Source organism: Pauljensenia sp. 27098_8_83 (assembly GCF_041432695.1).
In the GTDB taxonomy this organism is placed as follows: domain Bacteria; phylum Actinomycetota; class Actinomycetes; order Actinomycetales; family Actinomycetaceae; genus Pauljensenia.
The window spans coordinates 1-24,846 of the sequence record NZ_JAPWAD010000014.1 but is presented as its reverse complement, the minus strand read 5'-3'; the positions used below and the strand labels follow the sequence as shown (position 1 = coordinate 24,846).

The 24,846-nt window shown below is 64.4% G+C and carries 11 protein-coding genes and 1 pseudogene; 1 reads left to right on the top strand and 11 read right to left on the bottom strand.

Going from position 1 to position 24,846, the window contains the following annotated elements; genetic code table 11:
• Positions 1 to 239: 239 nt before the first annotated feature.
• The 6 genes from O3656_RS06450 to O3656_RS06425 form a co-directional block, all read right to left on the bottom strand.
• The gene (locus O3656_RS06450; RefSeq protein WP_500063164.1) at positions 240 to 4,148 is read right to left on the bottom strand and encodes a S8 family serine peptidase; all 3,909 of its coding nucleotides are present in this window, start codon (positions 4,146 to 4,148) and stop codon (positions 240 to 242) included.
• 444 nt (positions 4,149 to 4,592) lie between these two features.
• Positions 4,593 to 8,504 carry a S8 family serine peptidase gene (locus O3656_RS06445; protein WP_500063163.1) on the bottom strand — a complete coding sequence of 1,304 codons (3,912 nt, stop codon included), beginning with the start codon at positions 8,502 to 8,504 and terminating at the stop codon, positions 4,593 to 4,595.
• 201 nt (positions 8,505 to 8,705) lie between these two features.
• Positions 8,706 to 11,321: a leucine-rich repeat protein gene (locus tag O3656_RS06440; RefSeq protein ID WP_500063162.1), complete on the bottom strand. Its 2,616-nt coding sequence runs from the start codon at positions 11,319 to 11,321 to the stop codon at positions 8,706 to 8,708.
• 521 nt (positions 11,322 to 11,842) lie between these two features.
• The gene (locus O3656_RS06435; RefSeq protein ID WP_500063161.1) at positions 11,843 to 14,896 is read right to left on the bottom strand and encodes a leucine-rich repeat protein; all 3,054 of its coding nucleotides are present in this window, start codon (positions 14,894 to 14,896) and stop codon (positions 11,843 to 11,845) included.
• Positions 14,897 to 15,083: 187 nt separating this feature from the next.
• Positions 15,084 to 18,515: a S8 family serine peptidase gene (locus O3656_RS06430; protein WP_500063160.1), complete on the bottom strand. Its 3,432-nt coding sequence runs from the start codon at positions 18,513 to 18,515 to the stop codon at positions 15,084 to 15,086.
• Positions 18,516 to 18,952: 437 nt separating this feature from the next.
• Complete coding sequence (locus tag O3656_RS06425) at positions 18,953 to 19,270, bottom strand: YbjQ family protein (RefSeq protein WP_500063190.1); 318 nt, start codon at positions 19,268 to 19,270, stop codon at positions 18,953 to 18,955.
• A gap of 213 nt (positions 19,271 to 19,483) precedes the next feature.
• On the opposite strand from O3656_RS06425, the gene O3656_RS06420 reads away from it, so the two are divergent.
• Positions 19,484 to 20,269 carry an alpha/beta fold hydrolase gene (locus O3656_RS06420; RefSeq protein WP_500063159.1) on the top strand — a complete coding sequence of 262 codons (786 nt, stop codon included), beginning with the start codon at positions 19,484 to 19,486 and terminating at the stop codon, positions 20,267 to 20,269.
• Here the strand turns inward: O3656_RS06420 and O3656_RS06415 are convergent.
• The 5 genes and pseudogenes from O3656_RS06415 to O3656_RS06395 form a co-directional block, all read right to left on the bottom strand.
• Complete coding sequence (locus O3656_RS06415) at positions 20,253 to 20,855, bottom strand: class I SAM-dependent methyltransferase (RefSeq protein ID WP_500063158.1); 603 nt, start codon at positions 20,853 to 20,855, stop codon at positions 20,253 to 20,255. The genes O3656_RS06420 and O3656_RS06415 overlap by 17 nt on opposite strands.
• Before the next feature lie 272 nt (positions 20,856 to 21,127).
• The gene (locus tag O3656_RS06410) at positions 21,128 to 21,493 is read right to left on the bottom strand and encodes an iron ABC transporter (protein ID WP_500063157.1); all 366 of its coding nucleotides are present in this window, start codon (positions 21,491 to 21,493) and stop codon (positions 21,128 to 21,130) included.
• A gap of 123 nt (positions 21,494 to 21,616) precedes the next feature.
• Positions 21,617 to 21,796 carry a DUF8730 family Cys-rich protein gene (locus O3656_RS06405; RefSeq protein ID WP_500063156.1) on the bottom strand — a complete coding sequence of 60 codons (180 nt, stop codon included), beginning with the start codon at positions 21,794 to 21,796 and terminating at the stop codon, positions 21,617 to 21,619.
• A 214-nt stretch (positions 21,797 to 22,010) separates the two neighbouring features.
• Positions 22,011 to 23,687 carry an FAD-dependent oxidoreductase gene (locus tag O3656_RS06400; RefSeq protein WP_500063155.1) on the bottom strand — a complete coding sequence of 559 codons (1,677 nt, stop codon included), beginning with the start codon at positions 23,685 to 23,687 and terminating at the stop codon, positions 22,011 to 22,013.
• A 101-nt stretch (positions 23,688 to 23,788) separates the two neighbouring features.
• Positions 23,789 to 24,846 (bottom strand): annotated as a pseudogene (locus O3656_RS06395) (hypothetical protein); the annotation flags it as partial.

Sequence of the window (24,846 nt, the reverse complement as noted above, 5' to 3'; positions counted from 1 at the left end):
AGTCCCAATAAGCTCCTCAACATGTCTCTCGTCGGCATCGCTTGAGCCCGAGTGGCTCGTGCCGTATTCCCTTGTGATGGCACCTAGTGTAGGACCCCAACCTTGCGGCAACAGCAAGGGCGGCTGAGAAATCCCTGGGATTTTTACCCCGCAGACAATTGGGAGCACAACGAGTATGCGCCCCCGGTCTCCCGGGGGCGCACACGACCTCGTACGAGCTCAATGCCTCGCGTCAGGCGTCAGCCGTTCCACTGGCCATTGTCGGCGAAGTAGTACCACTTCCAGCCAATCCAGTGACCGCCGGTATACATCGCGCCAGAGTCGGTGCTCAGGTAATACCAGGAACCACGATCCAGCACCCAACCAGTGGTGAGTGCCCCACTGGGAGCCATGAAATACCAGGACGAACCATCCTTGACCCACCCAATCGCCATCGCACCACTACCGGGCATCAGGTAGTACCAGGTCGGACCATCGAGCAGCCAACCCGTGGCCATCCGACCCGACGCCGGATCCAGGTAATACCAGGACGAACCATCCTTGACCCAGCCACTCGCCTGAGCACCCGACGCATGATGGTAGAACCACGCACCGTCCTCACTCACCCAGCCGGTACGCATGTAACCACGCGCATCAAAGCGATACGTCGAATTGCCGATGTGAACCGCCCGGCCAGCCGGGAAAGTCCCATCCGCGTAGCGATACCACCAACCAACAGAATCACTGATCCACGCCCCATCCTGAGGAGCGGGAGCGGGTGTCGGGTCCGCAGAAGGCACAGGCGCGGGGTCGCCCTGGAGGCGAACCTCCTGCTTGGCGGGGTTGACGCCCCAGTCCCAGGCGTACAGGTAGGGGGTCATCGGGGCCTCGTCGGTGCGCCCCTGCTTCACCCACGCGCTCGTGAGCTCGGAGACGGGCACGTCGAAGTGGTAGCGGTGCGAGCCGTCGGCCAGGATCTCGCCATCGTCCTCGACGAGCTTTCGGTAGTACCACGCGCCGTCGGCATCCTCGTGGAAGTCGATACCGGCCACGGGCGAGGAGTCGGTGACGTCGAAGGATACGGTGCGCGCGTCGCCCTCGCCGCTCACCGTCAGGTTGGAGACGACGGGTGCGCTCGTGTCCAGCGTGAACTCGTAGCTCATCTGCTGCGTTCGCGAGGATGGTCCATCCGTCGCAGCCTCGATCGTCAGCGTGTAGCGTCCGTCGGGCAGCGCGTTTCCGGACTGGTCGTAACCGTCGAAGAAGGGCTCCTCACCGGCGAACTCGCCCGGCTTCGTCCAGCCGGTTTCGAGGTCGTAGAGGGACTTGCGCACGCGGTTGATCGTGTAGGAGCGCACGGACTGACCCGCGGAGTTGCGGTAGGTGAGCGTCATCGAGGGGACGGAGCGCAGCATGCCGGTCATCGGCGCGATCTTGTCGGGGGCTCCCGCCCACTTGGCGCGCGAGGTGATGAGGCGCTGCGTGTTGATCGTGGTAACCAGGTTCGAGTCCTGCTTGTCCGACAGCGGGTTCAGCGCGCCCAGCGGGATGGACGAGTGGGAGTTGACCAGCGCGGAACGGTAGACGTGCACGGGCGTCGTCTCGTTGTCCGACCACTTGCCGTCGAAGACGCTAGGGGCGCCCCAAGAGCCGTAGAAGCCCAGGTAGGGCACGGTCAGGCTCGGTGTCTCGTCACCGCTCGTGAAGGTGACGGCACCGTCGATGAAGGTTCCCTTGGGGGTGTTGCCCGAGGCGAAGGCCGCGAACTCAGCCTCTGGGGTCACCGTGACGCTCACGGTCGCGGTCGATGCAGCGGGGACCGTGACCTGCTGGGTGCCCCCGGCCTCGGCGAGGCCATCACCGGAGAAGGACAGCGAGATGCCCGCGCCCGCCCAGTTCTGCGAGTGCTCGAGGAAGAGGCCTTCCTCGACCATCTCGGACAGGGCCTGTCCGCCGAGCGTGTAGGTGTGGGCGGCGTCGGAGAGGTTGGTCAGGCGCACCTGGAAGGTCCAGCCGTTCGTTCCGTCGCCGAGGTCGGCCTTGGGTCGGGAGGTATCGGCGGCTCCGACGACGGTCGGGTAGACGGTCGCGGTGGTGGCGGCAACCGCGTCAACGGCACCCGCACCGACCTTGCGCGGCGAGTAGTAGGTGCCGTCCCCCAGCTCGACGTCGATGAGCGGGTGGGCGGTGCCCATGAGGAGGTTGGTGACGACGGCGTTCTTCTCCTTGGCGCCCATACCGGAGAAGGCGGGGTCGCCCGCGATGCGCTGGCGCACGAGTGCGCTGATGCCGGCGACCTGCGGGGAGGCCATCGAGGTGCCCGACAGGCGCTGGTATTCGTTGCCGAGGTACGCGGACATGATGTCGCCGCCGGGGGCCGCGATCTCAGGCTTGAGCGTCAGGTCGGGGGCCACGCCCCACGCGGAGAACTCAGAGGCCGTCGGGTTGTTCGAGGCCAGCACGATGCCCGAGTGCGTCACGGTCAGGTACACGTCCGCGCCATTGGCAGCGGCCAGGGCCTCACGGATCGCCTCGCCGTCCTTCTTGGTGATGGTCACCGTCGGCATCGAGGTCGTGGTCCCCAGGATCGACTGGTAGGGCGTGGTCGATTCGTCGGTGTCGGCGATCATGAGGGCCGCGGGCGTTGACGGGAAGCCCGTCAGGTACGAGGCTTTGAGATCGTCAGTCATCGCCGTACCGGTCCGGGTATCGGTACCGCCTTTGTCTTCGAGAACAATCGCGTCAGCGAGGCTCAACCGGTTGGTGCCCGCGTACTTGTCGAGCTCGTCGCCGCCGCCAGCGCCGGCATCGACGACGCGGTAGCTCTTCTCGGGGATGTCGCGCAGGCCGCGCACGGCCTCGCCCTGGCCGTCGAGGGCGGTGCGGTAGGCGATCTTGCGATCGCCCAGGCTCACGTAGGACAGGGCCTCCTGGTTGTCGACTGAGGCGACGGCCAGGGTGGACTTGTAGGAGGCAGGTTCGCCGAGCGTGCCCGTGTCGGGGTCTGTCGCGAACGGTTTGTTCTGGCCAGAGTTGTTGCCGTACGCGTTGGAGAAGGCGTTGCCGCTCGCTGCGTTGACGGTGATGCCAGCGGCATTCAGCTTCTCGTACACCCCGGCGAAGACGCTGCCGGCGTCGCTGCTCATGCCAGCGTCGTCGCCTAGGGAGAGGTTGATGACGTCGGGCTTGATGACGAGCGCGTCGTCGAGGGCGGCCAGGAGGGCACTATCGGGCATCGACCCATCCGCGTCGGAGGCCACCTTGGCGACGACGATCTGTGCGTGGGGCGCGGTGCCCTGCAGGACGTCGGCGTTGGCGGCCGCGATCGCGGTGACGTGCGTGCCGTGGGACAGGTCCTTCTCGGAGTGGGGAACAACGTCAGCGTCGTTGTCGGCGTAGTCGTAGGCGAAGGGGATCTTGCTGTTGACGTAGGTTCCGGACGACCCGTGCGGCAGCTTGCTCGCGAAGGCCTGAACGTCGGCCTGGCTCAGGCGCACATCAACACCGTCCATCGAGCCGGCGAAGGCGTCGTGGTCGGTCTGCAGTCCGGAGTCGATGACCTCGATGACCTGACGGTCGCCCTTCTGGGTAGCCTCGGCCGCGCGCGTCATTGCCAGGGAGGAGGCGTTCTTGAGGACGGGTGTACCCGCTCCATCCGCGCTGGTTTCCAGCGGCTTGTGCACACCCTCGATAAACGCAGCCTTCACACCCTGGACCTTCTGGATGGCGGAGAGGGCGGAACCGGGAGCCTCGATAGCGAAGCCGTCGAGCGCGTTCGTGTAGTCACGCACGGTGGTGACCTGCGCGCCGGGCACGGCCGCCTGAACCGCCGAGGCAATGCGGGCCTTGGCCTCGTCGCGCGTGGCCGTTGCAGAGCCGCCGGCCGCCCCCTCCTCGAGCTGGACGATGATCGTCGTCGGGGTGTCGTCGGCCGCCTCCTGCGCAGAGGCGGCGTCGGGCAGGATCACTCCCCCGGCCTCGGCCTGGCGAATGGAGAGGAGCGGGTCCTCGACGCGCGTGCCCGTGCGCGCCTCGGGGGACGAGGCCTGGGCAGGGTTGGCGGGGAGGACACCGCCCGGCTGGGGGCTCACCGCGAGCGCCGGGACGCTCACGCCGGTCAGGGCAAGGGCGGCGGCCAGTGCGAGTGCCGGGGTGGAGTGATGGGGCATCAATGGCTCACTTACGTATCGATAAGGTGGCGATGACATGCGCGTCCGTATGGCGCGCCGTCCCATTATGCGCAAGTTCTCCCAGTTGTGCAGTATGCATGTCCGCTCGACCATCGTCGCGTCCACCCACTGACATTTTGTGCACGGCAGCGCATAAGCCGAGGGGCCGACCTCGCGGTCGGCCCCTCAGCCTATCCCATCAACACAGTGCAAGTCTTCCCAGAAAGCTCCTCGAAAAAGTCTCGTCGGCATGTCCCGGACCCCCGTGGTCCGTGCCGTATTCCCTTGTGATGACATTCAGCGTAAAGGGCGAACCTTGCGACAACGACAAGACAACCTGAAAAAACCCTGGGAATTTTAGCGCTCACGTCCTTGACAGACGCCCAGGCCCGCGAACCCGGCACGATGCTGGGTCCGCGGGCCTGGAGCCACCTCAGTGGCGTTCTAGCTGATCAGCTGTCCCGTCTCCGAGAAGGTGTACCAGGTCCAGAAGATGCGCAGGCGACCCGTGGCCATCGCGCCGCTTCCGGTCTTCAGGTAGTACCAGGCGCCGCCGTCTTTGAGCCATCCCGTCATCATCTTGCCGGTGGTGGGATTGAGGTAGTACCAGGTCTCACCGTCCTTGACCCAGCCGGTCGCCATGGCACCCGTGGCCGGATCCAGGTAGTACCAGGAGATGCCGTCGAGGACCCATCCGCTCGCCTGCGCGCCCGAGGCCTTGTGGTAGTACCAGGAGCCCTGCTCGAACACCCAGCCGGTACGCATGTAGCCGCGCGCGTCGAAGCGGTACGTGGCCCCGTCGATGGCGAGGGTCGTGTCGGCGGGGTAGGTCCCGTCCTCGTAGCGGTACCACCATCCGCGGCCGTCCCGCTTCCACGTTCCGTTCTTCGCCTCGGGGGCGGGAGCGCTCACGTGAATGGTGGCGCTGGCAGTCACGCTGGGCTGCGTCGGGTCGGTCACGGTGATGGTCGCGTCGCCCGCGCCCACCGCGCTGACCTCGCCGGTCGCGCTGACGGTTGCCACGGCCTCGTCCGAGGAGGACCAGGAAAGCGCCGTCACGTTGGCGTCCGCGGGTTCGTGGGTGGCGCTCAGCGTCACGGTCTCACCGACGCTCAGCGTTGCGGAGGTCTGGGAGAGCGCCAGCGACGTCATGGGGATCGCCTTGAGGGCGACCGGAGCCGTCCCCTTGTTGGCGGGCCAGTCCCACACGTGCAGGTAGATGGACGACGGGTCACCCCCGATGCTGGCCAGAGTATCCTTCAGCGCAATGTCGAAGTGGCGGTGAACCAGCCCATCCTCCCCGCGTTCGGTCGGGTAGACCTCGGCGCCGCGTTCGACGATGGGACCATCGGCGGTGGCCGAGAAGCCGACGGCCGATATGGGCGAGGAGTCGGCGACGTCGAAGGAGAGCGTGCGCTCATTACCATCGCCACTGACCGTCACGTTCGAGATGACGGGGGCCTTGGTGTCCAGCGTGAGGCCGTAGCTGATCTGCTGGGTTGAGGGCGAGGGTCCCTCGGTCGTCCCCTCGATCGTCAGCGTGTACCGTCCGTCCGGCAGCTCGCTTCCATCGGGCGCGTAGCCGGAGAACCAGGGGGCGCATCCGGACACAGAATCTTCAACGGTACGCGGCGAGCGCTCCTGCACGTCGTAGATGGACCGATCCGCGCGCCCACACGTGAAGGTGCGGATGGTTTGGCCTGCCTCGTTGGCGAAGGTGTAGGTCAGGGAGGACACGGAGCGCAGCAGCACGGTACCCGGGCGCACGCCCCTGCGCGCGTTCTCATCCGTCGAACGGGTGATGATGAAGAGGTCGGGATCGACCCCGTTGATCATCCGCTCGTCCTCGACGTCGAAGGGGCTCTGCTGTCCGAACGGGAGGTTTCCGTCCATGAAGGTCGACCCGTAGCCGCTGATGTGGTTGTTCGGGGTGACCTGGTCGAAGATCGCCGGGGCGCCCCAGGAGCCGTAGAAGCCCATGTAGGGGACGGTGAGGTTCGGAGCTCCGTCGGTACTCGTGAAGGTGACGGCGCCGTCGATGAACGTTCCCTTGGGGGTGTTCGCAGCCGCGTACGAGGCGAAGGCCTCGCGCGGGGTCACGGTGACGGGCACGGTCGCCTCCCCCTTGGCGGGCACGGTCACCGAGTCCGCGGAGAACGTCAGGTCGATCCCCTTCCCCGCCCAGTTGGTCGAGTGGTGCGACAACAGCATGCTCTCGACCTTTTCGGACAGCGCCTGGCCGCCGAGGGTATAGGTGCGCGCACTGTCGGAGACGTTCGTGAGGGTGACCTGGAAGCTCCAGCCGGAGGTGCCCTCACCCAGGTCAGCCTTGGGACGTGACGGGTTGGCCGCGCCAACGACGCTCGGGTACACGAACGAGGTCGTGGCCCCCGCAGCGTCGACCAGGCCGGCACCCACTCGGCGAGGCGAGTAGAAGGTACCGTCATCCTGCTGCGCATCCGCGATCGGGCGGGCGGTGCCCATCAGGAGCTTTGTGACCACGGCGTTCTTCTCGGCGTCCGACAGACCCGCGAAGGCGGGGTCGGATGCCACGCGCTGACGCACGAGGGTAGCGACCGCGGCGGCCTGACCCGAGGCCTCGGCCGTGCCGGACTCGTTATCGTAGTCGTTTCCGGGCGTGGCGGACGCGACCCTGCCGCCGGGTGCTGCGATCTCGGGCTTGAGCCGCAGGTCAGGGGTGGCACCGGTCGAGGAGAAGTCCGACGCGGACAGGCCCTCGGGCACGGTGAGAGTCGTGGAGGGCGAGACGCTGACCTCGATCGATCCGGTGCCGGAAGCCTTGATCGCGTCGTAGAGGCGGTTGCGATCCGAGGTCGTGATGGTGCCCATCGGGATGCTAAACCAGCGGTCGACCGACCACTTCACAGGGGTTTCGGTGTCGTACCAGTGGCCGAGCAGAACGCCTGCAGGCTTGCTCGTCAGGGACTTCAGGGCCTTGATCTTGTGCTTGACCTCCACGTCCTTGCCCCGCGAGTCGGTGCCTCCCAGCTCTTCGAGAAGGATCGTGTGGGACAGGTCCCCATAGTCCGCGCCCAGGTACTTCGTCAGGTCCTCGCTCGAGCCGTTACCGGCGTAGACGACGCGGTACGTTCCCTCGGCGAGAGAGTCAAAGCCCGGTCCGTCGCCCTTGCCCATGCGGGTCACGGGACGATATCCGATCAGGTGATCGCCGAAGGTGATGGCTCCCATGATCTCCTGCTCGTTGACCGAGGCCACCGCGAGGGTCGAGGAGAAGGCGGCCGGGAAACCGAGCGCGCCATTGTCCGGGTCGTCCGCGCGCCCATAGCGCTCAACGTCCCCGGCGGGCGCGTAGACGGTCGTGCCCTGCGCACCGAGGGTTTCGTAGACCTGGGAATAGAGGGACGCGGCGGCGTCGCTCATTCCTTCGGTCTTGGAGAAAGACACGGAGATGACGTCGGGGCGCAGGATCATCGCGTCGTCGAGCGCCGCCAGCAGGTCGACATCGCTGGCGTGATTGCCCGGATCCTTCGTTACCTTCGCGACGATGAGCTGCGCCTGGGGTGCCGCCCCGGAGAACTGTCCCCCATTGGCGGCCGCGAGGGCGGCGACGCGCGTGCCCTGGGTGTTCGCAGCGCGCGCATGATCGTCTCCTTCGTCCGTGGCGAGCACGTCCGTGTCCCCGTCACCGTAGTCGTAGGCGAAAGGAATCTTGGGGCTGACCCAGACTCCCGCCTTGCCCGCGCCCAGCTGGGAGGTCAGGGAAGCTGCCGCATCCTGCGTGAGGCGCAGTGACGCGGCATCCATGTCACCGGCAAAGGCCTCGTGCGAGGTATCGATACCACTGTCGATAAGCTCGATGACCTGGCCCTGCCCCTTCTGGGAGGCCGCGTTGGCTCGCATCATCTGCGCCGCCGCCCCGGGCGTGATGCCGGAGTCTCCACCGCCAGCGGCGCGGTACTGTCCGTTGATCTCCTCGTCGGTGACGAAGGAGTTGTCTCCATCGAGGAAAGCGCCCTTGACGCCAGCCGTCGCCCGGATCGCACCGAGAGTCGAGGCAGGTGCCTGGATCGCAAATCCATCGAAGGCGTGGAGGTAGTCGCGCACATCGGAAATGGTGGTGCCCGGACTGGCCGCAGCCACGGCCTCGCCAATGCGCGTCTTCATCTGCGCGTAGTACGCGGCGCGGTCGACTCCGTCATCACGCGCGTCGAGTTGGACGATGATCGTGCTGGGCGAGTCATCGCCGGCCTGCTGGGACGACGAGGCCTGGGTTGCGTCGGCGTCGGCCCCGAAGGCCGCGGGCACGCCGGTCGTCGTGAATGCGAGGGCACCGGCCGCTATCAGCGTGAGTGCTACGCGTCGGTAGTGGAACATTGTCGGCTCACTTTCTTCACACCTAAAGTGTTGAGCTGCATGAGGGTGAGTGATCGCGCGGCACATCCGCGTGGACGCACGATGTAGCGGGCGCAGCGAGAGGTTGCGCCTCACGTGTTCCCCTCGCGGGCGCGCCCGCTCCCCCGGAGCGAGTCCGGTGAGGGCGGGCGCGACGCGTGGGTATGCATTGCCGTCAGGCGCTTAGTGGATCCACTGGCCCGAGTCGGAGAAGCGGTAGTACTTCCATCCGATCCAGACGCGACCCGTCACCATCTGGCCGCTTCCGGGCTTCAGGTAGTACCAGGCATCACCGTCCTTCACCCAGCCAGTCAGCATCTTGCCGTTGGCAGGGTTCAGGTAGTACCAGTGCGCGCCATCCTTGACCCATCCCGTGACCATGGTGCCCGTGGCGGGATCCATGTAGTACCAGGAGATGCCATCGAGGACCCAGCCGCTGGCCTGCGCGCCCGAGAGGGTGTGGTAGTACCAGTTGCCCTCGTCAAAGACCCAGCCGGTACGCATGTAGCCATCCGCGTCGAAGCGGTACACCTGGCCGTCGATGGTCTTGGCCGTGTTCGAGGGGTAGGTACCGTCCGCGTAGCGATACCACCAGCCGCGAGCACCCCACGCCCACTGGCCGCCGGAGGGCACGGAGTCAGAGGCATCCTTGACGGTGACGGTCGTCGAGGTGACGGCGTGGGGGTCCTGACGCACGTCGACGCGCAGGGAAACATCAGCGCTGGTCGGGGTCCACGTGTAGGAGTCGGTGGACGCACTCTCGTCCGAGCTGCCCTGCATCGACTCCCAATCCTGGAGGACCGTTTCGGTGCCGTCAGCGCCGACCTGCACGACGCGCAGCTCGCGTCCGCCCAGGGTGCCGCCCTGCGCGGAGACGTTGACGGTCGTCGGCGTGCCCACCGCGCTGGTGAGCGTGTACCCGGCCCCGGCCTCGTTGATGCCGGTGCCCGACACCGTGACCTGGGGCTTCGCGTACTCGAAGAGGTTGGCCGTGTTGTAGCCGGCGTCCTTCATGGCAGTCTCGGTGAGCGTCCACGCCTTCGAGCCCTTGGGGGCGGCGACGTAGATCTCGGTGCCCGCCTTGAGGTCATCGTCCATGTCGGCGGCGAGCTTGATCTCCTCGACGGTCGAGGGCAGCACCAGGACGCGGGGCGTGTCGAACCAGAAGGTGAATCGGGTCATCCCCTCGCCGAAGAAGGCACTGTCAGGACGGCCGTTGGAGGCCTTGCCCTCGTAGTAGAACTCGCCGTCGTTACCGCCGCCCACGATGATGTGGCGCGGGGTGGTGGTCGCGCGCGGGGTCATCCACAGTTCCGTGACCTGCGAGCCCAGCTCGATCGTGTCCAGGCCGTTGTTGACCAGGCCGCGGGCGACCGTCACCGAGTCGGGGATGACGAGGTCGGTGAGGTTCGCGTCGCCGTCGAAGGCACCGTAGCCGATGGTCGTCAGGCCCTCGGGCAGGACGACGCGGCGCAGGGAGGAGTTGTTCGCGAATGCGGCATCAGCGATAGCGGTCGTCCCCTTGGGAACCGTCACGTCTGTGTCCGTCTTCGTGGGCAGGTACAGGACCAGGGTACGGCCAGCGTCGCCCTTGCCGTACAGGGCACCGTCTTCCACGGAGTACACCGTGTTGGCGGGGTCCACGGTCAGCGAGGCGAGGTTGTTCGCGTCCACGAATGCGGATTCTCCGATGGTGGCAATGCCCGAGCCCAGGTGGACAGAGGTCAGCGCGGTGTCGTTGGAGAAGGCACCCTTACCGATCGAGGTCACCGAGTCGGGGAGTGTGGCGGAGGTGAGCGCGGTGGTATCGAAGGCGTTGTCGCCGACCTCGGCCAGGCGATTCAGGTCGGGACGGAAATTCACCTCGGCGAGGGACTTGTCGTAGCGGAAGGCACTATCCGGCAGCATCGTGGCACCACCCAGGTCAACGCGCTCCAGCTTGGGCATGTACCAGAAAGCCGTGTCGTCCATGGACTCGAAGGCGTCAGGCAGGGTCAGGGACGTGATCCGCGCCCCCACGAACGCACCCTTGCCAACGTTACGCAGATGCGAGGGCAGGGTCACGGAGGTGATCTGCGCAGAGGCGAAAGCACCCTCGTCGATGAATGCGGTTTCCTCGGCAACGGTGTACGAGCCGCCCGAGTTCTTCGCCTGCGGGTATGTCGCCAGGTGCGTCAGATCCTTCGTGTACAGGACACCGTCGAGGCTCTGGTAGTTCTGGTTCGCCGCGTCAACCTCGATGCTCTCCAGGAGCGGGGTGCGCGCAAATGCTGCGAACAGGCCGTCGGCCTGGACGTTCGGGCCGACGTGGACGGAGCGCAGCTTGTCCATATCGCTGAAGGTCTCGAGGCCTGCCGTCTTGAGGGATCGAGGCAGGGTGACGCTCTCAAGAGGGGTGTAGGCGAAGGCGCGCTCTCCGATCGTCTCCAGCTGCGAGGGGTGCGCGTCCTCATCCTGGAAGGTGACTTGGGTGAGCGGCTGGCCGGCGAAAGCAGAGTCGTCGATTGCGCGAACACTCGCGGGGATCCACATGCTGGTCACCTGCGTACCGCTGAAGGCGTTCGTGCTGATCTCGGTCACCCCCTCGGGGATGCGCACCTGTGTTGCGCTACCCGTGTACGACACGAGGACGCCGTCGTCGATGGTGAACCCATCGGCATCGGCGCGCAGCGGGGCGGCAGCATTGACCTGACCGAATGCGCCCGTGTCGGCCGCGAGCGCGGCAGGGACACCTACCCCGGTCAGGGACAGGGCGCCGGCGAGCGCAAACGCCAGCACAATTGAGTTGCGATGGGACATATGAAACCCCTTCTATTGACAGCTGGTAAGGGTGGGATCCGTGTTAGCAACGCGATACCCGATGTCAAACATATCCCTTCGAAGGGTTTTCAGATACCCCCTGAGACTCACCTTCTCACCATGTGTCGGTGAGTGTATCGCTTCTTTGCATGGGGTACCCTGCGTCAACCCACACGATCGGAGAGCACGCAGGGATCGGGCACGGGCATGATTGCGCCCAATTTATCTAGGGTTTCACAGCATCTTTCCAACGCATCTGACAAATCGACCGAGCGCGCAGATTATGGTGACAGGACCCAACAATTAGCCGCAAACACGTGTCCCCCTTGTCGATGAATCGACCTAATGGTCGAAGTGGCAATGAACGAGTCTCTTTTCCAACCTCACTCTTCCTCGCGTAGACTCCCCTGACATCCATCGACCAGATGGCTTGGTGTATGGGTGAGAAAAGGCCCGCGCCCCCGGAGATTCTCCGGGGGCGCGGGCACATGGTTTCCCAACTCAGCCTCTCGCGTGAGGCGTCAGCTCATGAGGCGTCCCGAATCGGCGAAGTTGTACCACGTCCAGCCAATCCAGTGACCACCCGTGTACATCGCTCCCGAATCAGTGCTCAGGTAATACCAGGAACCACCATCCATCAGCCAACCGGTCGCCATCGCACCACTGGACCTCAGGTAGTACCAGGTAGAGCCATCTTTGACCCAGCCGGTTGCCATCGCCCCACTGGGCATCAGGTAATACCACGACGAACCATCGAGCAACCAACCCGTGGCCATCGCCCCACTAGGCATCAGGTAATACCACGTCGAACCATCCTTGACCCAGCCGGTCACCATCGCCCCACTAGACGTCAGGTAATACCACGTCGAACCATCGAGCAACCAACCCGTGGCCATCCGACCCGTCGCCGGATCCAGGTAATACCAGGACGAGCCATCCTTCACCCAGCCACTCGCCTGAGCACCCGACGCATGATGGTAGAACCACGCACCATCCTCACTCACCCAGCCGGTACGCATATACCCGCGAGCGTCAAAACGATAGACCGAGTCGCCAATCCGCACCGACACACCAGCCGGGTACGAACCATCCGCGTAGCGATACCACCAACCGATAGAATCACTGATCCACGCCCCACCCTGCGGCGTGGGCGCAGGCGTCGGATCCGGAGTCGGAGCAGGCGTGGGCGCCGGAGTCGGCTCAGGCGCAGGAGTCGGAACCGGGTCCACAGTCGGCTCGGGCGCAGGAGTCGGAACCGGGTCCACAGTCGGGTCGGGCACCGGAGTCGGGTCCACAGTGGGCTCAGGCGCAGGCGTCGGATCCGGAGTGGGCGCAGGCGTCGGATCCGGAGTCGGCTCAGGCGCAGGGGTCGGGTCGGGCGTGGGAACTGGAGTACCGATTATCGCCAGGTTCGTCGAAGTCACCAGGTACGAGGCATCGCGCGCGTCGACTCGCAGGTGGATATCTTCACTGGAAGGCGTGACCGTGATGCCCATTGAGGCAGAGTCCGCCCCATCATCCTGCGGCATGTCGCTCCAATCCTGAAGGACCGACTCATGACCGTCTGCACCGATCTGCACGACTCGCACCTGTCGCCCACTCGGCACTCCACTCGCCACGGTAGCTGTCACGGTCGCAGGCGCGCCCGACGGTGGCTTCATGGTGTAGTTTGCCCCCGCCTCGGCAACGCCTGAACCAGACAGCGTCAGTGATGCCGAAGAATAGGAGTGCAACTGCGACACGTCGTAGCCCCCAGCTACCATTGCGGCCTTCGCAACCGACCACGCGTGAGATCCTTCGGTTCCCGCCACATAGACGTGCGTATCTCCTGGGAATTCCCAGTTGTTGTAGCCACCGAGGTAAAAAGTCGTAAGGGTCGACGGGAGGATGATGAAGCGCGGGGCGATACCCCTATAGGAAATACTCGTCATTCCCTCACCGAAGAAAGCGCTCTCTCCGCGCTTGTCATCTGCAGTCCCGGTGTGCATAAACGAGCCATTGACACCGCCTCGTACGACGAGGTGAGGAGTTTGTCGCACAGGCGAATCGTATGTCTTCATTTCCTTGATCTGCGTCCCAAACACAAGGGTTTCCATCTCCAGATCACCAAAGCCGTTGGCGACCTGCAGAGAGTCGGGAATGACAATGTTATTCAACTTGGTGCAGCCCGCAAACGCTCCGTCTTCAATGGTTGTCAACCCATCGGGCAAATCGATGCTCGTCAGAAACGCGTTTCCTGCCATGCCCCGCTTACCGATGGAAAGCAGTGTGGAAGGCAGAGTGATAGAGGAGAGATTCGTGTCCAAAAGGGCGTAATCGTCTATTACCTGGGTTCCCTCCACAACCGCATAGGAGCCACCGATATCCATGCGTCTCGGGAAAAGAACTAAGTGCGTGTGGTCCTTCGTGTAGAGGACACCGTTGACAGTCTCGTAGTTCGGATTATCCGCATCCACCTCCACGTGGGACAGGCACCTGAATGCTAAAGGATCAGCACTCAGCGAACCCATTTCAACTTTGGGCCCAACATGAAGGGACTTCAGCAACCCCATGCCGCTAAACGCGCCCTCTTCAAGCTGCTCGACCGAGCGCGGCAGAACGAGGGCCTCAACCCTCGTATAATCGAACGCTATGCCCTCGATGCGCTTCAGCTGGGACGGATGTTGATCGTCATCCTGGAACGTGATCGTCCTCAGTCTGGAACCGCTGAATGCACTGTATTTCAACTCCTGAACGCTAGCGGGAACCCAGACATGTTCAACGTACGTTCTCTCGAAGGCCTCTTCGCCGATCACGGTCACCCCATCAGGGATCGCAATATCCGTCGCCTCACCCGTGTACTTAGTGAGGACGCCGTCCGAAATCACATAGTCATCTGTCGAAGGGGGACGCACGTCAACCACGGCCGAGGCGACTTTGACCTCACCCGCTGGAGTCGTCACGGTAGCCGTCAGCGTCGCACTCGCTGGCCCACGCGTGGCATGCACCGTGGCGGTCGGCCGATCCGAATCGGTAGTCAGCGTCCCCACCGAGGAAGAGTCAAGTGCCCAAGACACCTGACTCCCTTGAAGTGAAGGGGCTAAAAGCGCGTTGACGAGCAGTTGCCGTCCACCTGCGACCGTCAACGCGGATTCCGGCAGCTCGATCCCAGTCTCCTCGGATACGGAACGAACCTGGATTCGAACAGTATCCGTTATAACTTCCATGTCCCCATAGGTCGCGCTCACCTGCGCATCGCCCGGGGTAAGGGCGGTAACGACACCGTTCGCATCCACGGTCGCGACGGACTCGTCCGAGGACTTCCAGGTGACAGGTGCGGAATCCGGATGCGAATTCTCAAAATCGACAGGCTCGACGGCGATGCTCTGCCCCGGGGCCAGAGCCGTGCTGTGTGGCTGTAGTTGCCAAAACGGATAGGGGGCCGGATCGCGTGAGATCTTGCATTCCGCTGAGCGGTAACCGACCGGATCGATGTCTTCAGTAGCGGCACCATTGGCTGCTGGGACACCGACAATGGTGAAAGCTAGAGCACCGGCCGCGGCGAGCGCCAGCGCCTTCAATGTTCGTTGGGACATCGTTGTCTCCCCTTGTGCTACACGTGGGTCAAGGATAGGTGTGAGCCGCGACTACGCGGCCACCCTCTCACAATAGGACATCAAAGATTCCTCCGTAAGCCTTTTGGTTATTTTCACGGATATTGCCCCGCGCCCCCGGACACAGTGTCCGGGGGCGCGGGGCAGGATCAGCCATCTCAGTCGCTGACTAAGCGATCAGCTGACCATTATCAGCGAAGTGGTACCAGGTACCCCAGATGCGCAGCCAGCCAGTTGCCATCGCACCGGAGGGGCGATTCAGGTAGTACCAGTGTCCGCCATCCTTGAGCCATCCCGTCGCCATCGCGCCGTTGGCGGGCGACAGGTAGTACCAGGTGGCACCAACTTTCACCCACCCAGTGGCCATGACGCCGCTTTGCGGGCTCAAGTAATACCAGTGCACACCGGAGAGCAGCCAGCCGCTGGCCTGCGCCCCGGAGGCCGCGTGGTAATACCACTGCCCGCCGTCGAGCACCCAGCCGGTACGCATGTAGCCCGACGCATCGAAACGGTACACGTTCCCGTCGATGACGACGGCCTCTCCCGAGGGGTAGGAGCCGTCCTCATATCGGTACCACCAGCCTCGACCATTGCGCTTCCATGTGCCCGCCTTGTGCGCAGGGGTCGGGGCGCTGACGTGGATCGTGGCGCTCGCCGATACGAGCGAGGGCTGCGTCGGGTCATAGACGGTCACCGTCGCGTCCCCCGCGCCCACCGCCGTCACCGTGCCGTCCTGACTGACCGTGGCCACGGCCTCGTTCGACGAAGACCACGCCACTTCAGTCACGCTCGCATCCGCGGGTTCGTGGGTGGCATTCAGCGTCACGCTCTCCCCGACGGACAGCGTCGCGTCAGTCTGGGAGAGCGCAAGCGACGTCATGGGAACGGCCTTCAGATCCACCTTCACCGTCCCCTTGTTCACCGGCCAGTCCCAGACCTGCAGGTACACCGTCGAGGGATCACCGCCCGAACGCTCGGCGATCTGAGACAGCGGCACCTCGAAGTGGCCGTAGTGCAGACCATCGTCCCCGCGTTCGTCCGAACCGTAGAACTTCTCGCGCATGAAAGGCTCACCGTCTGCGCTCCACGAGAATCCGTACGCGGCAATAGGTGAGGAATCGATGGCGTCGAAGGAGAGCTTACGGTCGTCTCCCTCGCCCGATATCGCCACGTTGGAGATGACGGGAGGTGCCGTGTCCAGCGTTACCACGTGGGTGAGGCGCTCGGTACGAGGCGAGGCACCGCCGGTCGTGCCTTCGATCGTGAGCGTATAGCGTCCGTCGGCCAGCGCACGCCCTTGCTCGTCGTATCCATCAAAGATCGGTTGACTACCGAACGTAGCTTCCGCGGTGCTCACCTCGGAGTAGCGTCCATTGAAGACAGTCCGACTCTTGGGCGCTCCCCCGTAGGTGTATGAGCGCACGACGTCGCCGGCCTCGTTGCGGTAGGTGTAGGTCAACGACATGACGTCGCGCAGGAGTACCGTCGCCGGCGTCGCGTATGTCCGGGCGTTTTCTTCCGTCGACCGCGAGATGATGTAGAGATGACGGTCATTCGTGCTGATCGCGGCGGCCTCCTCCACGTCAAACGGGTTCAGCTGCCCGAGTGTCAGCCCGTGGAAAGTCATCGTGGACGTGCCGATCGTTCCCTCGCCGTACACGGGGCTGTCGAAGATCGGGGTCTCATCCGCCGACCCATAGAAACCGAGGTACGGGACCGTCAGGTCGGGTTGCCCATCCGCACTCGTCAACGTCACCGCGCCGTCAATGAACGTGCCCTTGGGCGTCTTCTCAGAGGCGTACGAGGCGAACTGCGGCGTCGGGTTCACGCTGACGGTCACGGTCGCGCTCGATGACGCCGGCACGGTGAGCGTGTCTGCAGAGTAGGTCAGGTCGATCCCCTTGCCGGCCCAGTTCGTCGAGTGCTTCGTATAGAGCAGACCGTTGACGTTTTCGGACAGCGCCTGTCCGCCCAGCGTGTATGTGTGGGCGGTGTCGGACAGATTGGTCAACTGCACCTGGAAGGTCCAGCCGCTGGTGCTCTCGCCCAGCTCAGCCTTCGGTCGCGACGGGTCCGAGGTGCCCACAACGCTCGGGTACACCGACGAGGTCGTGGCTGCCTGCGCATCCACCATTCCTGCGCCAACCCAGCGCGGGGACCAGAAGGTGCCATCCGCTGCAGACGGATCGACGATCGGGTGGGCAGTGCCCATCAGGAAGCTGGGAACCAACGCGGACTTATCTTCGTCGCTCAGCCCCGCGAACATCGGGTCAGTCGCCATGCGCTGACGCACGAGGGCGGCGACACCGGCAACTTGAGCCGACGCCTCGCCAGTGCCCGGCATCCGTCGATAGTCATTGCCGGGGATGGCAGCGTTGACGTTGCCGCCGGGCGCGGCGATCTCCGGCTTGAGCCTCATGTCAGGGCCTGGACCCCACGAGGAGGAACTCCACGGCGCGAGGCCGTCTGTCCCCTGCATCGTGGAGCCGCCGACGGCAGCCACGGCGAGTACAGAGGAGTAGGAAGCGGGTGCACCGATTGCACCCAGGTCACGCACGCCCGTGCGCCACTCGGCTCGCCCGCTGTCTCCCGCTGGCGCGTCAACCGTGATACCCGCGCCGGACAGCCGGGCAAAGACGTCGTCGTACAGTGCCGACGCTTCACCGTCGAGATCACGATTCGCCATGAAGGACACACAGACCGTGTCGGGCTTTAAGACCATCGCATCATCGAGGGCCGCCAACAGGTCACTGTCACGCACGGTCCAAGTGCTATTAGAGAGGACCTTGGCGAGGATGAGCTGCGCATCGGGCGCACTCCCCTGATAGGTCGCTCCGTTGGCTGCCGCGAGCGCCGCCATGCGAGTGCCATGAGCGTGCACGGTAAAGTCTTGCGGACCATAGCCATAGCCGATGGATGGGTTCGTGTCACGGTCCGCATAGTCGTAGACGAAAGGAATCTTGTCACTGACCCATGCGCCGCCCTGACCGGCATCCAGCTGGGACGTGAGGGACTCCATCTCTGCCTGCGGGAGGCGCAGCGCGGCGGTGTCCATCGTCCCGGCGAAGGCCTCGTGCGAGGTATCGAAACTCGCGTCAATGACTTCGATGACGCGCCCGCGTCCCCGACCAGCTACCTGATCGGAGCGAGTTTCCTTCGCCGGATCGGCAACTGCCACGCCGCCGTCCCCCCACATTTCGGGATAGAAGACCGGCTCACGCTCCCCGTCGACGAACGCGTCCTTGACCCCCTGCACACTCTTGATGGCCCCGAGTGCAGACGCGGGAGCGGAGATCGCGAAGCCGTCAAGGGCATGGTGGTAATCACGCACGTCCCCGATAGTGCTGCCCGGGGACACCTGGCTGACGGAGCGCGCGATACGCTGCTTGACGTCCCTGTACGCGCCGGCTCGGTCGTCGCCGACAACGCCCGGCGCAAGCTGGACGATGACGGTGGACGTCCCATCCGCCGCGGTCGCACCGGGCACCGCAGCCTCGGTACTGTCCGTATCGGCCGCAAACGAGGGTGCCACGCTCATGGCCGTGATAGCGAGGGCGCCAGTGGCGACTAACGCCAGCGCCGACAAACGCCGATGACACATCTGCAACTCACTTCCTTAACACCTGGTTCAACGGGGAGCGCATAGGCGCAGCTCTCCTGCTTTTAGAGTAAGCCCTGATCGCCCATTGCAGGATAGTTGTCACGAATTTCTCACATCATCGACAAATAGGCCTTCGCATCCTTTTGTCGCACCACACATTACCTTGTTGCGTCCCGCGCCGACATGATGAAGGTCTGTCCCAGCCACCTTGTCGGGCCACCGTCAAGGACTTACCGCAAGTTTGACCCCATGTACAAAATAGAGCGTATCGGAGTATCGGAAAGCTGTATCACTGACCATCCGAGGCCTGTGCACTGTACCGACGCTGCCCGTCCTCGCCTGCGGCGACTGACATAGCAACAACCCGCCACGGAGGCCTTGCGTGGGCCTACCCTGGCGGGCTGTTCCGCGCGAGCGACGCAGCGCGCAGACGAGCGTCAGAGGATGACGGCGGTGCCCGTCGCGATGGCGGCAAGCATGCCATTGTCGGTGCCGGCGGTGAAGTAGTCGACCTTGACGCCGACGACCGCGTTCGCACCCATGGACTGCGCGCGTGCGCACATCTCGTTGACGGCGGTCGCGGCGGCATTACCAATCTCTTCCTCGTACTGGGAGGCTCGGCCACCGAACATGTTGGACAGGCTCGCTCCGAAGTCCTTGAACACGTTCACACCGGCGATGGTCTCGCCCGACACCATGCCGATGTAGCGCTTAATCGGTGCACCCTCAACGGTCGGGGTCGTCACAACGAGCATCATTCACTCCTTCATGCGGGGGTAACGGATCAACACTACCCGCCATCCCGCGCGGAGGCTAGTAGGCGCTCATCAGCTGCTTGGCTCAGTTGGTCCCCTCGCCCGTTTGCTGCGTTAAAGCGAGCCCCTTCGAGCCGCCACAGCGCTACCATTCCATTCATCATTCCCATCCGGGCGCATCGGCGCGCCCGGCGACTTGCACGGAGCGATGCCATGAAAATGCACGTCTACGAGTCCGGCGGGGAAGACTCCCCTGCCGTCCTCATCATTCACCCGATGCTGTCCTCGGCCTCGAGCATGAGGGCCGCACTCTGCGACCACATGGGGCCCGGACTGCGTTTCCTCGTGCCGGACCTGTCGGCCCACGGGGACGAGGCCTCGGCCCCCTACGTGTCGGCGGCGGCCGAGGCGGCGTCGATCCACGAGTGGCTGACCTCCCACGGCTTGTCTCGTCTGTCCCTGGGTTTTGGGGCGTCGCTCGGCGGTGTCATCCTGTTCGAGCTGCTGCGGTTCCCGGACCTCTCATTCGATCAACTGTTCATCGAGGGCGTGAGCTTCTACTCGGGCGGCCCCGTGGCCCGAGTCGGCGGGGCCATTCTCAGCCGCGTGATGGTCGCGAAGCACCGGAAGGCCGCGCGGGATCCCGAGGCGGGGGCACGCAAGCTTGCGCACCTCTACGGCGAGCAGAGAGCACGCGCGATGGCCTCGAGCTTCGCCGCGATGAGCGAGGACAGTATCCGCGCGATCGTGCGCGACTGCTCTCGGGTCAGGCTGCCGCCACTCTCCCCTGACATTCAGCGGCGCTGCACCTTCGCCTATGGGGAGAAGGACTCCGACCTGCGGCTCGCGCGCCGCGTGATCCCGCGACTCTATCCGGAGGCCGAGCTGCGCATCTGGCCGGGCTCGGGGCACTGCGAGCACATGAGCCGCGACTCGGTCGACTACGGGGCGATGCTGCGGAACATCGCCCTGGGCTCGGCATCTACTGATCGTTCGTGAAGGAGGCGATCACGCAGGGAATTCGACCTCGCACGACGCGGTAGGTGACGTCCATACAGCCCATACGCTCAAAGAATGCCCGGTACGAGGCCGGGGTGAAGTGCTCCTGAAAGCGCACCCCCAGGCGCGACAACAGTCGCGGAATGGGGTTGTTCGCACCATCTGTGAGGCTCACGTAGGTGGGCACGATGATCGTGCCACCCGGGCGCACGACCCGCTTGAGCTCCTTGAGCGCGTCGCCCGGTTCAGGCAGCAAGTGGATGACGTTGCCCGCCACGACGGCGTCGAACGAGTCGTCCGCGTAGCGCAAGTCGGTGATATCCGCCTGCTCGACGGTGACGTTCAAGTGTTTCGCGAGCTTCTTGCGTGCCTGCTTGAGCATCCCCTCGGAGTAGTCCGTGGCGACCAGGCGGGCGCACACCGGGGCAATGGCGACGCTGATCGCGCCGGTGCCGCACGCGCATTCGAGGACACGGTCGTCGGGGCGGATCATGCGTGCGACCGCCTCGCCCGTACCGTCATAAACAGTTCGGTTGAACGTGTTTTCGAAGAAGTCGTAGAGCGGTGCGACCCGATCCCAAATCATGCCAGCACCTCCGTGTGCTTGTGCGTTGCGCGGGCCTTGAGCCGTCACGATACAGGAAATGCTACGCCCGAAAAGGCGGCGGCGGGGCGAAACGGGGTTCTGCGCACGGGGACATATCTGCGGGGGCACATGCGGATAGGTTATGCGGATACGGATAGGTTATTCGCATGCGGATAGGTTAATAAGCTATCCACATCGTCATAACCTATCCGCATGTTCATAACCTATCCGCGTAGTCGCGTGCAGCGCGCGGATCAGCTCGTTACACGCGATTATGCCCGCCGCACACGGCGCGCGTGGATGACGGCACCGACGCCGTGGGCGGCGAAGCCGAGCAGGCTGTAGCCTGCCCCGTAGATGAGAGCGCTGTCGTTGAGGAACAGGAACATCGGTGCCAGGAAACACACGAAGGGTGCAAGCAGCCACAGGAGGCTAAAGCCCTCCTTCACGCCATCCCATGCGCCGAACCCCATTGCAAGGATCGGCAGGATCGCGAGCAGGATCAGGAACACGAGGCTCTTCACGATCTCCATCGAGTCCGAGACGCTCGAGACACCAAACCACGCCGCCGGTACCAGCAGGTAGATGCCGAACAGCCCGGCGATACGAATCCACGTTGATTTTGTCGCCCACCTCATGACTCAATGATAGCCGCGTCGCATGAATAAAAAAGCTCTTTGACACGTCCACTGTGCGGGCCGCGAAATGGGCGTACATGAACCAGCGTCGCGGCGCGCGCGACGCTACCTGAGGGGTGACGCCTACTTGCAGAAGCTGCCGAAGAAACCACGCTTCTTTTCGGCGGCGGCGTACTCCTCGTCGGTATGGTTCTTATCGCACCACTGATCCGGGGGAACCTGTTCCTTCACTGAGTCGATGTGCTTGCCGCAACCCTTCCAGGTAGTCTTTCCGCATACCTCGCAGGTGGTGGGTCGACACATGATTGCCTCCTTCGTTGTCGCGCCTCGAGCCCCTCGTTGGACCCGCTGCATGGTGTTGCGAGCATCCGCTCTCGGGCTGGTTGCGCCATCGCATGAGGCCAGTCGGAGGACCGAGTGCTCGGGTTTGTTGATCGGGACGCTCCCGGTTGTGACTAGAGATTCTACTGCTTCATTCTCCGACGCGGGGTCGTTTGCGAGGCAGGAATCCTCATGCTTAGCCCTCTCCCTTCACCAGCACGGCCTCGGCCTTCTCTCCGAGCCACGCCCGCAGCGTCTGGATGCCGCCCGACAGCATGGTGACGTTGAAGCCCGCGTGGCGCACGATGCGGTAGCCGATCCAGGAGCGCACGCCTGCGGCGCACATGACGACGAAGGGTTGGTCGCCGACGCTCTCATCCACCCAGGCGCGGACTTCATCGAGGCGGTCGCGCAGCTGGGTGTGGGGGATGTTGAGGGAGTTGGGCATGTGCCCGGCCGCGTACTCCCCTACCGTGCGCACGTCGAGGACCGGCATGTCTTCGGTGAGGTCCTCGGGGCCGGTGAGGACAAGCTGGCCGGTCAGGACGTTGTGGGCGACCATGCCGGTCTGGTTGATGGGGTCCTTGGCCTGGCCGTAGGGCGGCGCGTAGGCGAGGTCCAGGTCGATGAGGTCCGTCGCCTTCAGGCCGGCTCGCATGGCGGTCGAGATGACGTCGATGCGGCGGTCCACGCCGTCGGCGCCCACAGCTTGCGCGCCGAGAATCTGTCCGTCGGTGCCGACGTGCATGAGGATGTGCACGGGCTTGGCGCCGGGGAAATAGCCCGCGTGCTGGTTGGCGTGCGTGTGCACCGTGAAGTACTGCGTGCCCGAGGCATCGAGGGTCGCGCGGTTAGCTCCGGTCATGGCGGCAGTGAGGCTCCCGATCCGGACTACCGCCGTGCCCTGGGGGCGCGGGATGGGGCGCGCGGCGGCCTCGCCGTGCTGCGCGTCAGCGATCGCGTCGGCGACGAGGCGTCCCCCGCGGTTCGCGGGTCCGGCCAGGGCGACGGGGCGGTCGTGGTCGCGGCCGACCGTGCCATCACCGACCGCGTAGACGTCGTCGGCACTGGTGCGTCCATGCTCATCAACGAGGATGTAGCCGCGGTCAGTCTCAATGCCTGCGGCTTCGACGAAAGCCGTGTCAGGGCGGATGCCGGTCGACAGGACGATGACGTCGGCGGTTAGAACGGTGCCGTCGGACAGCGTCACGGAGTCGTAGTCGTCGCCGCGGGTGATGGACTGGGCGGCGACGCCCGCATGGACGTGCACGCCGAGGGCGCGCAGCTCGCGGGTGACCAGCGTGGCCATCTCGACCTCAAGGGGCGGCAGGACGTGCTCGGCGAACTCGACGAGGTGGGTCTCGAAGCCTCGCTGCGCGAGTGCCTCGGCGGCCTCGATGCCGATAAAGCCAGCTCCGAGGACGACGGCTCGCGTGCCCGAGGCCTCGCGCAGGGCGAGGGCGTCGTCGACCGTGCGCAGGGTGTGCACGCGCGGGGAGTCGAGGCCGTCGATGGGCGGGCGGGCGGCCAGTCCTCCAGGGGAAAGGATCAGGTGGTCGTAGGTGAGCGTGTAGGCCTCGCCGGTCTCAGTGTCGGTGACCTGGACGCTGCGGGCACCCGGGTCGATCGCCGTGACCTCGGAGTTGATGCGCACGTCGAGGTTGAGCGAAGCCTTGAGGGTTTGCGGGGTGTGGAGGAGGAGCTTGGCGGGGTCTTCGATCTCGCCGTCAACGTAGTACGGGAGCCCGCAGTTCGCGAAGGAAACGTACTTGCTGCGCTCCAGCACGATGATCTCGGCACCCTCGTCGCGCCTGCGCAGGCGGGCCGCCGCGCTCATGCCACCAGCGACTCCTCCGACGACTACGACTCGCATACGCGGCTCACTTTCTGGCTCGAGGGACGGTCTTCTTCGACTGCTCCGACCATACCCCCGGGGGCATCTCAACTCAATAGAGGTCAGCACACTTGCCCAAACTAGCCCAGGGGGAATCCTCGCTCCATCCACGAGAGTATCAAACGTCCTCGCGCATGATGCGCGTACGCCACCAGGCGACACAGCAGCACACCAGCTAGTGTCAACGCATGGACTATGACACGGTGACATCGTTTGTTCAAGACGCAATCGTAGAGCTCGAGCAGCGCAACGCGCTCGAGGAAGCTGAATACCTGCGTATGATGCTCGAGTGCGACGGCCCCGACGTTGACGGCGCAGTCTCGTCGCTCGTCAAATACGGCGCGGTCACGGTCGCCTGGGTTGAGCGGCTCGCAGCGATCAACAAAGAATCTGCGGGGTTCTTCGACGAAGAACTGGCGGAGCTGCGCGAGGGGCTCTCGGGCGCCTAGGCTCACTTCACGCCAAAGCGGAACGCCCGAAACGCAAACAAACCCCGGGCTTCCAACGGAAACCCGGGGTTTAAGGTGGGTGGAGCCAAAGGGGAAGCAATCGAACTTGACGGCTTCCCCTTCAGCAAAAAGGTCTTCCGCCTCCCCGTTCAGCACCTCCATCGGCACCTCGCGGTTGTCCTCCGAGTACCACGACGTCACCACGAGCCTGTCCTCATGCAGATAGATTTTGTCGACAAAGTATTCCAGAACGGAGTCTCTCACCTCTGGATTGTCGAAGTCTGCATGGAGGAACCTGTCGAAGTACGCCCTTATCGAGTGCTCGTCCTCGAAGAGCGGCTGACTGACCGTCTCAGTCTCTATGGCGTCGTTCAGGGTGTCCTTGCGCTCCTGAAGCTCTGCCATGGGCCTCTGCGTGGTCTCGTTGAATATGCCCACTTCTATCGCGTTGACGAAGTTGGCAAGCCCCTTCTCGACGTCTCTGCGCTGCTGCTCAAGGCTGGAGAGGTACTCGATGCTCTTGTAATTGTCCTCATAATACTTTGCCTCGTCAACGGCGATGGACGCGAGGTTCTCGCTGTCGTCCAGAAGCCCCTTGAGAACGCCCGTGACGGCGTCCTCTATCCACTCCTTGCGCACGGGCCTCTTCGCGCACCTCTTCGCCCTCTGCTCCTTGCAGTAGTAGTAAT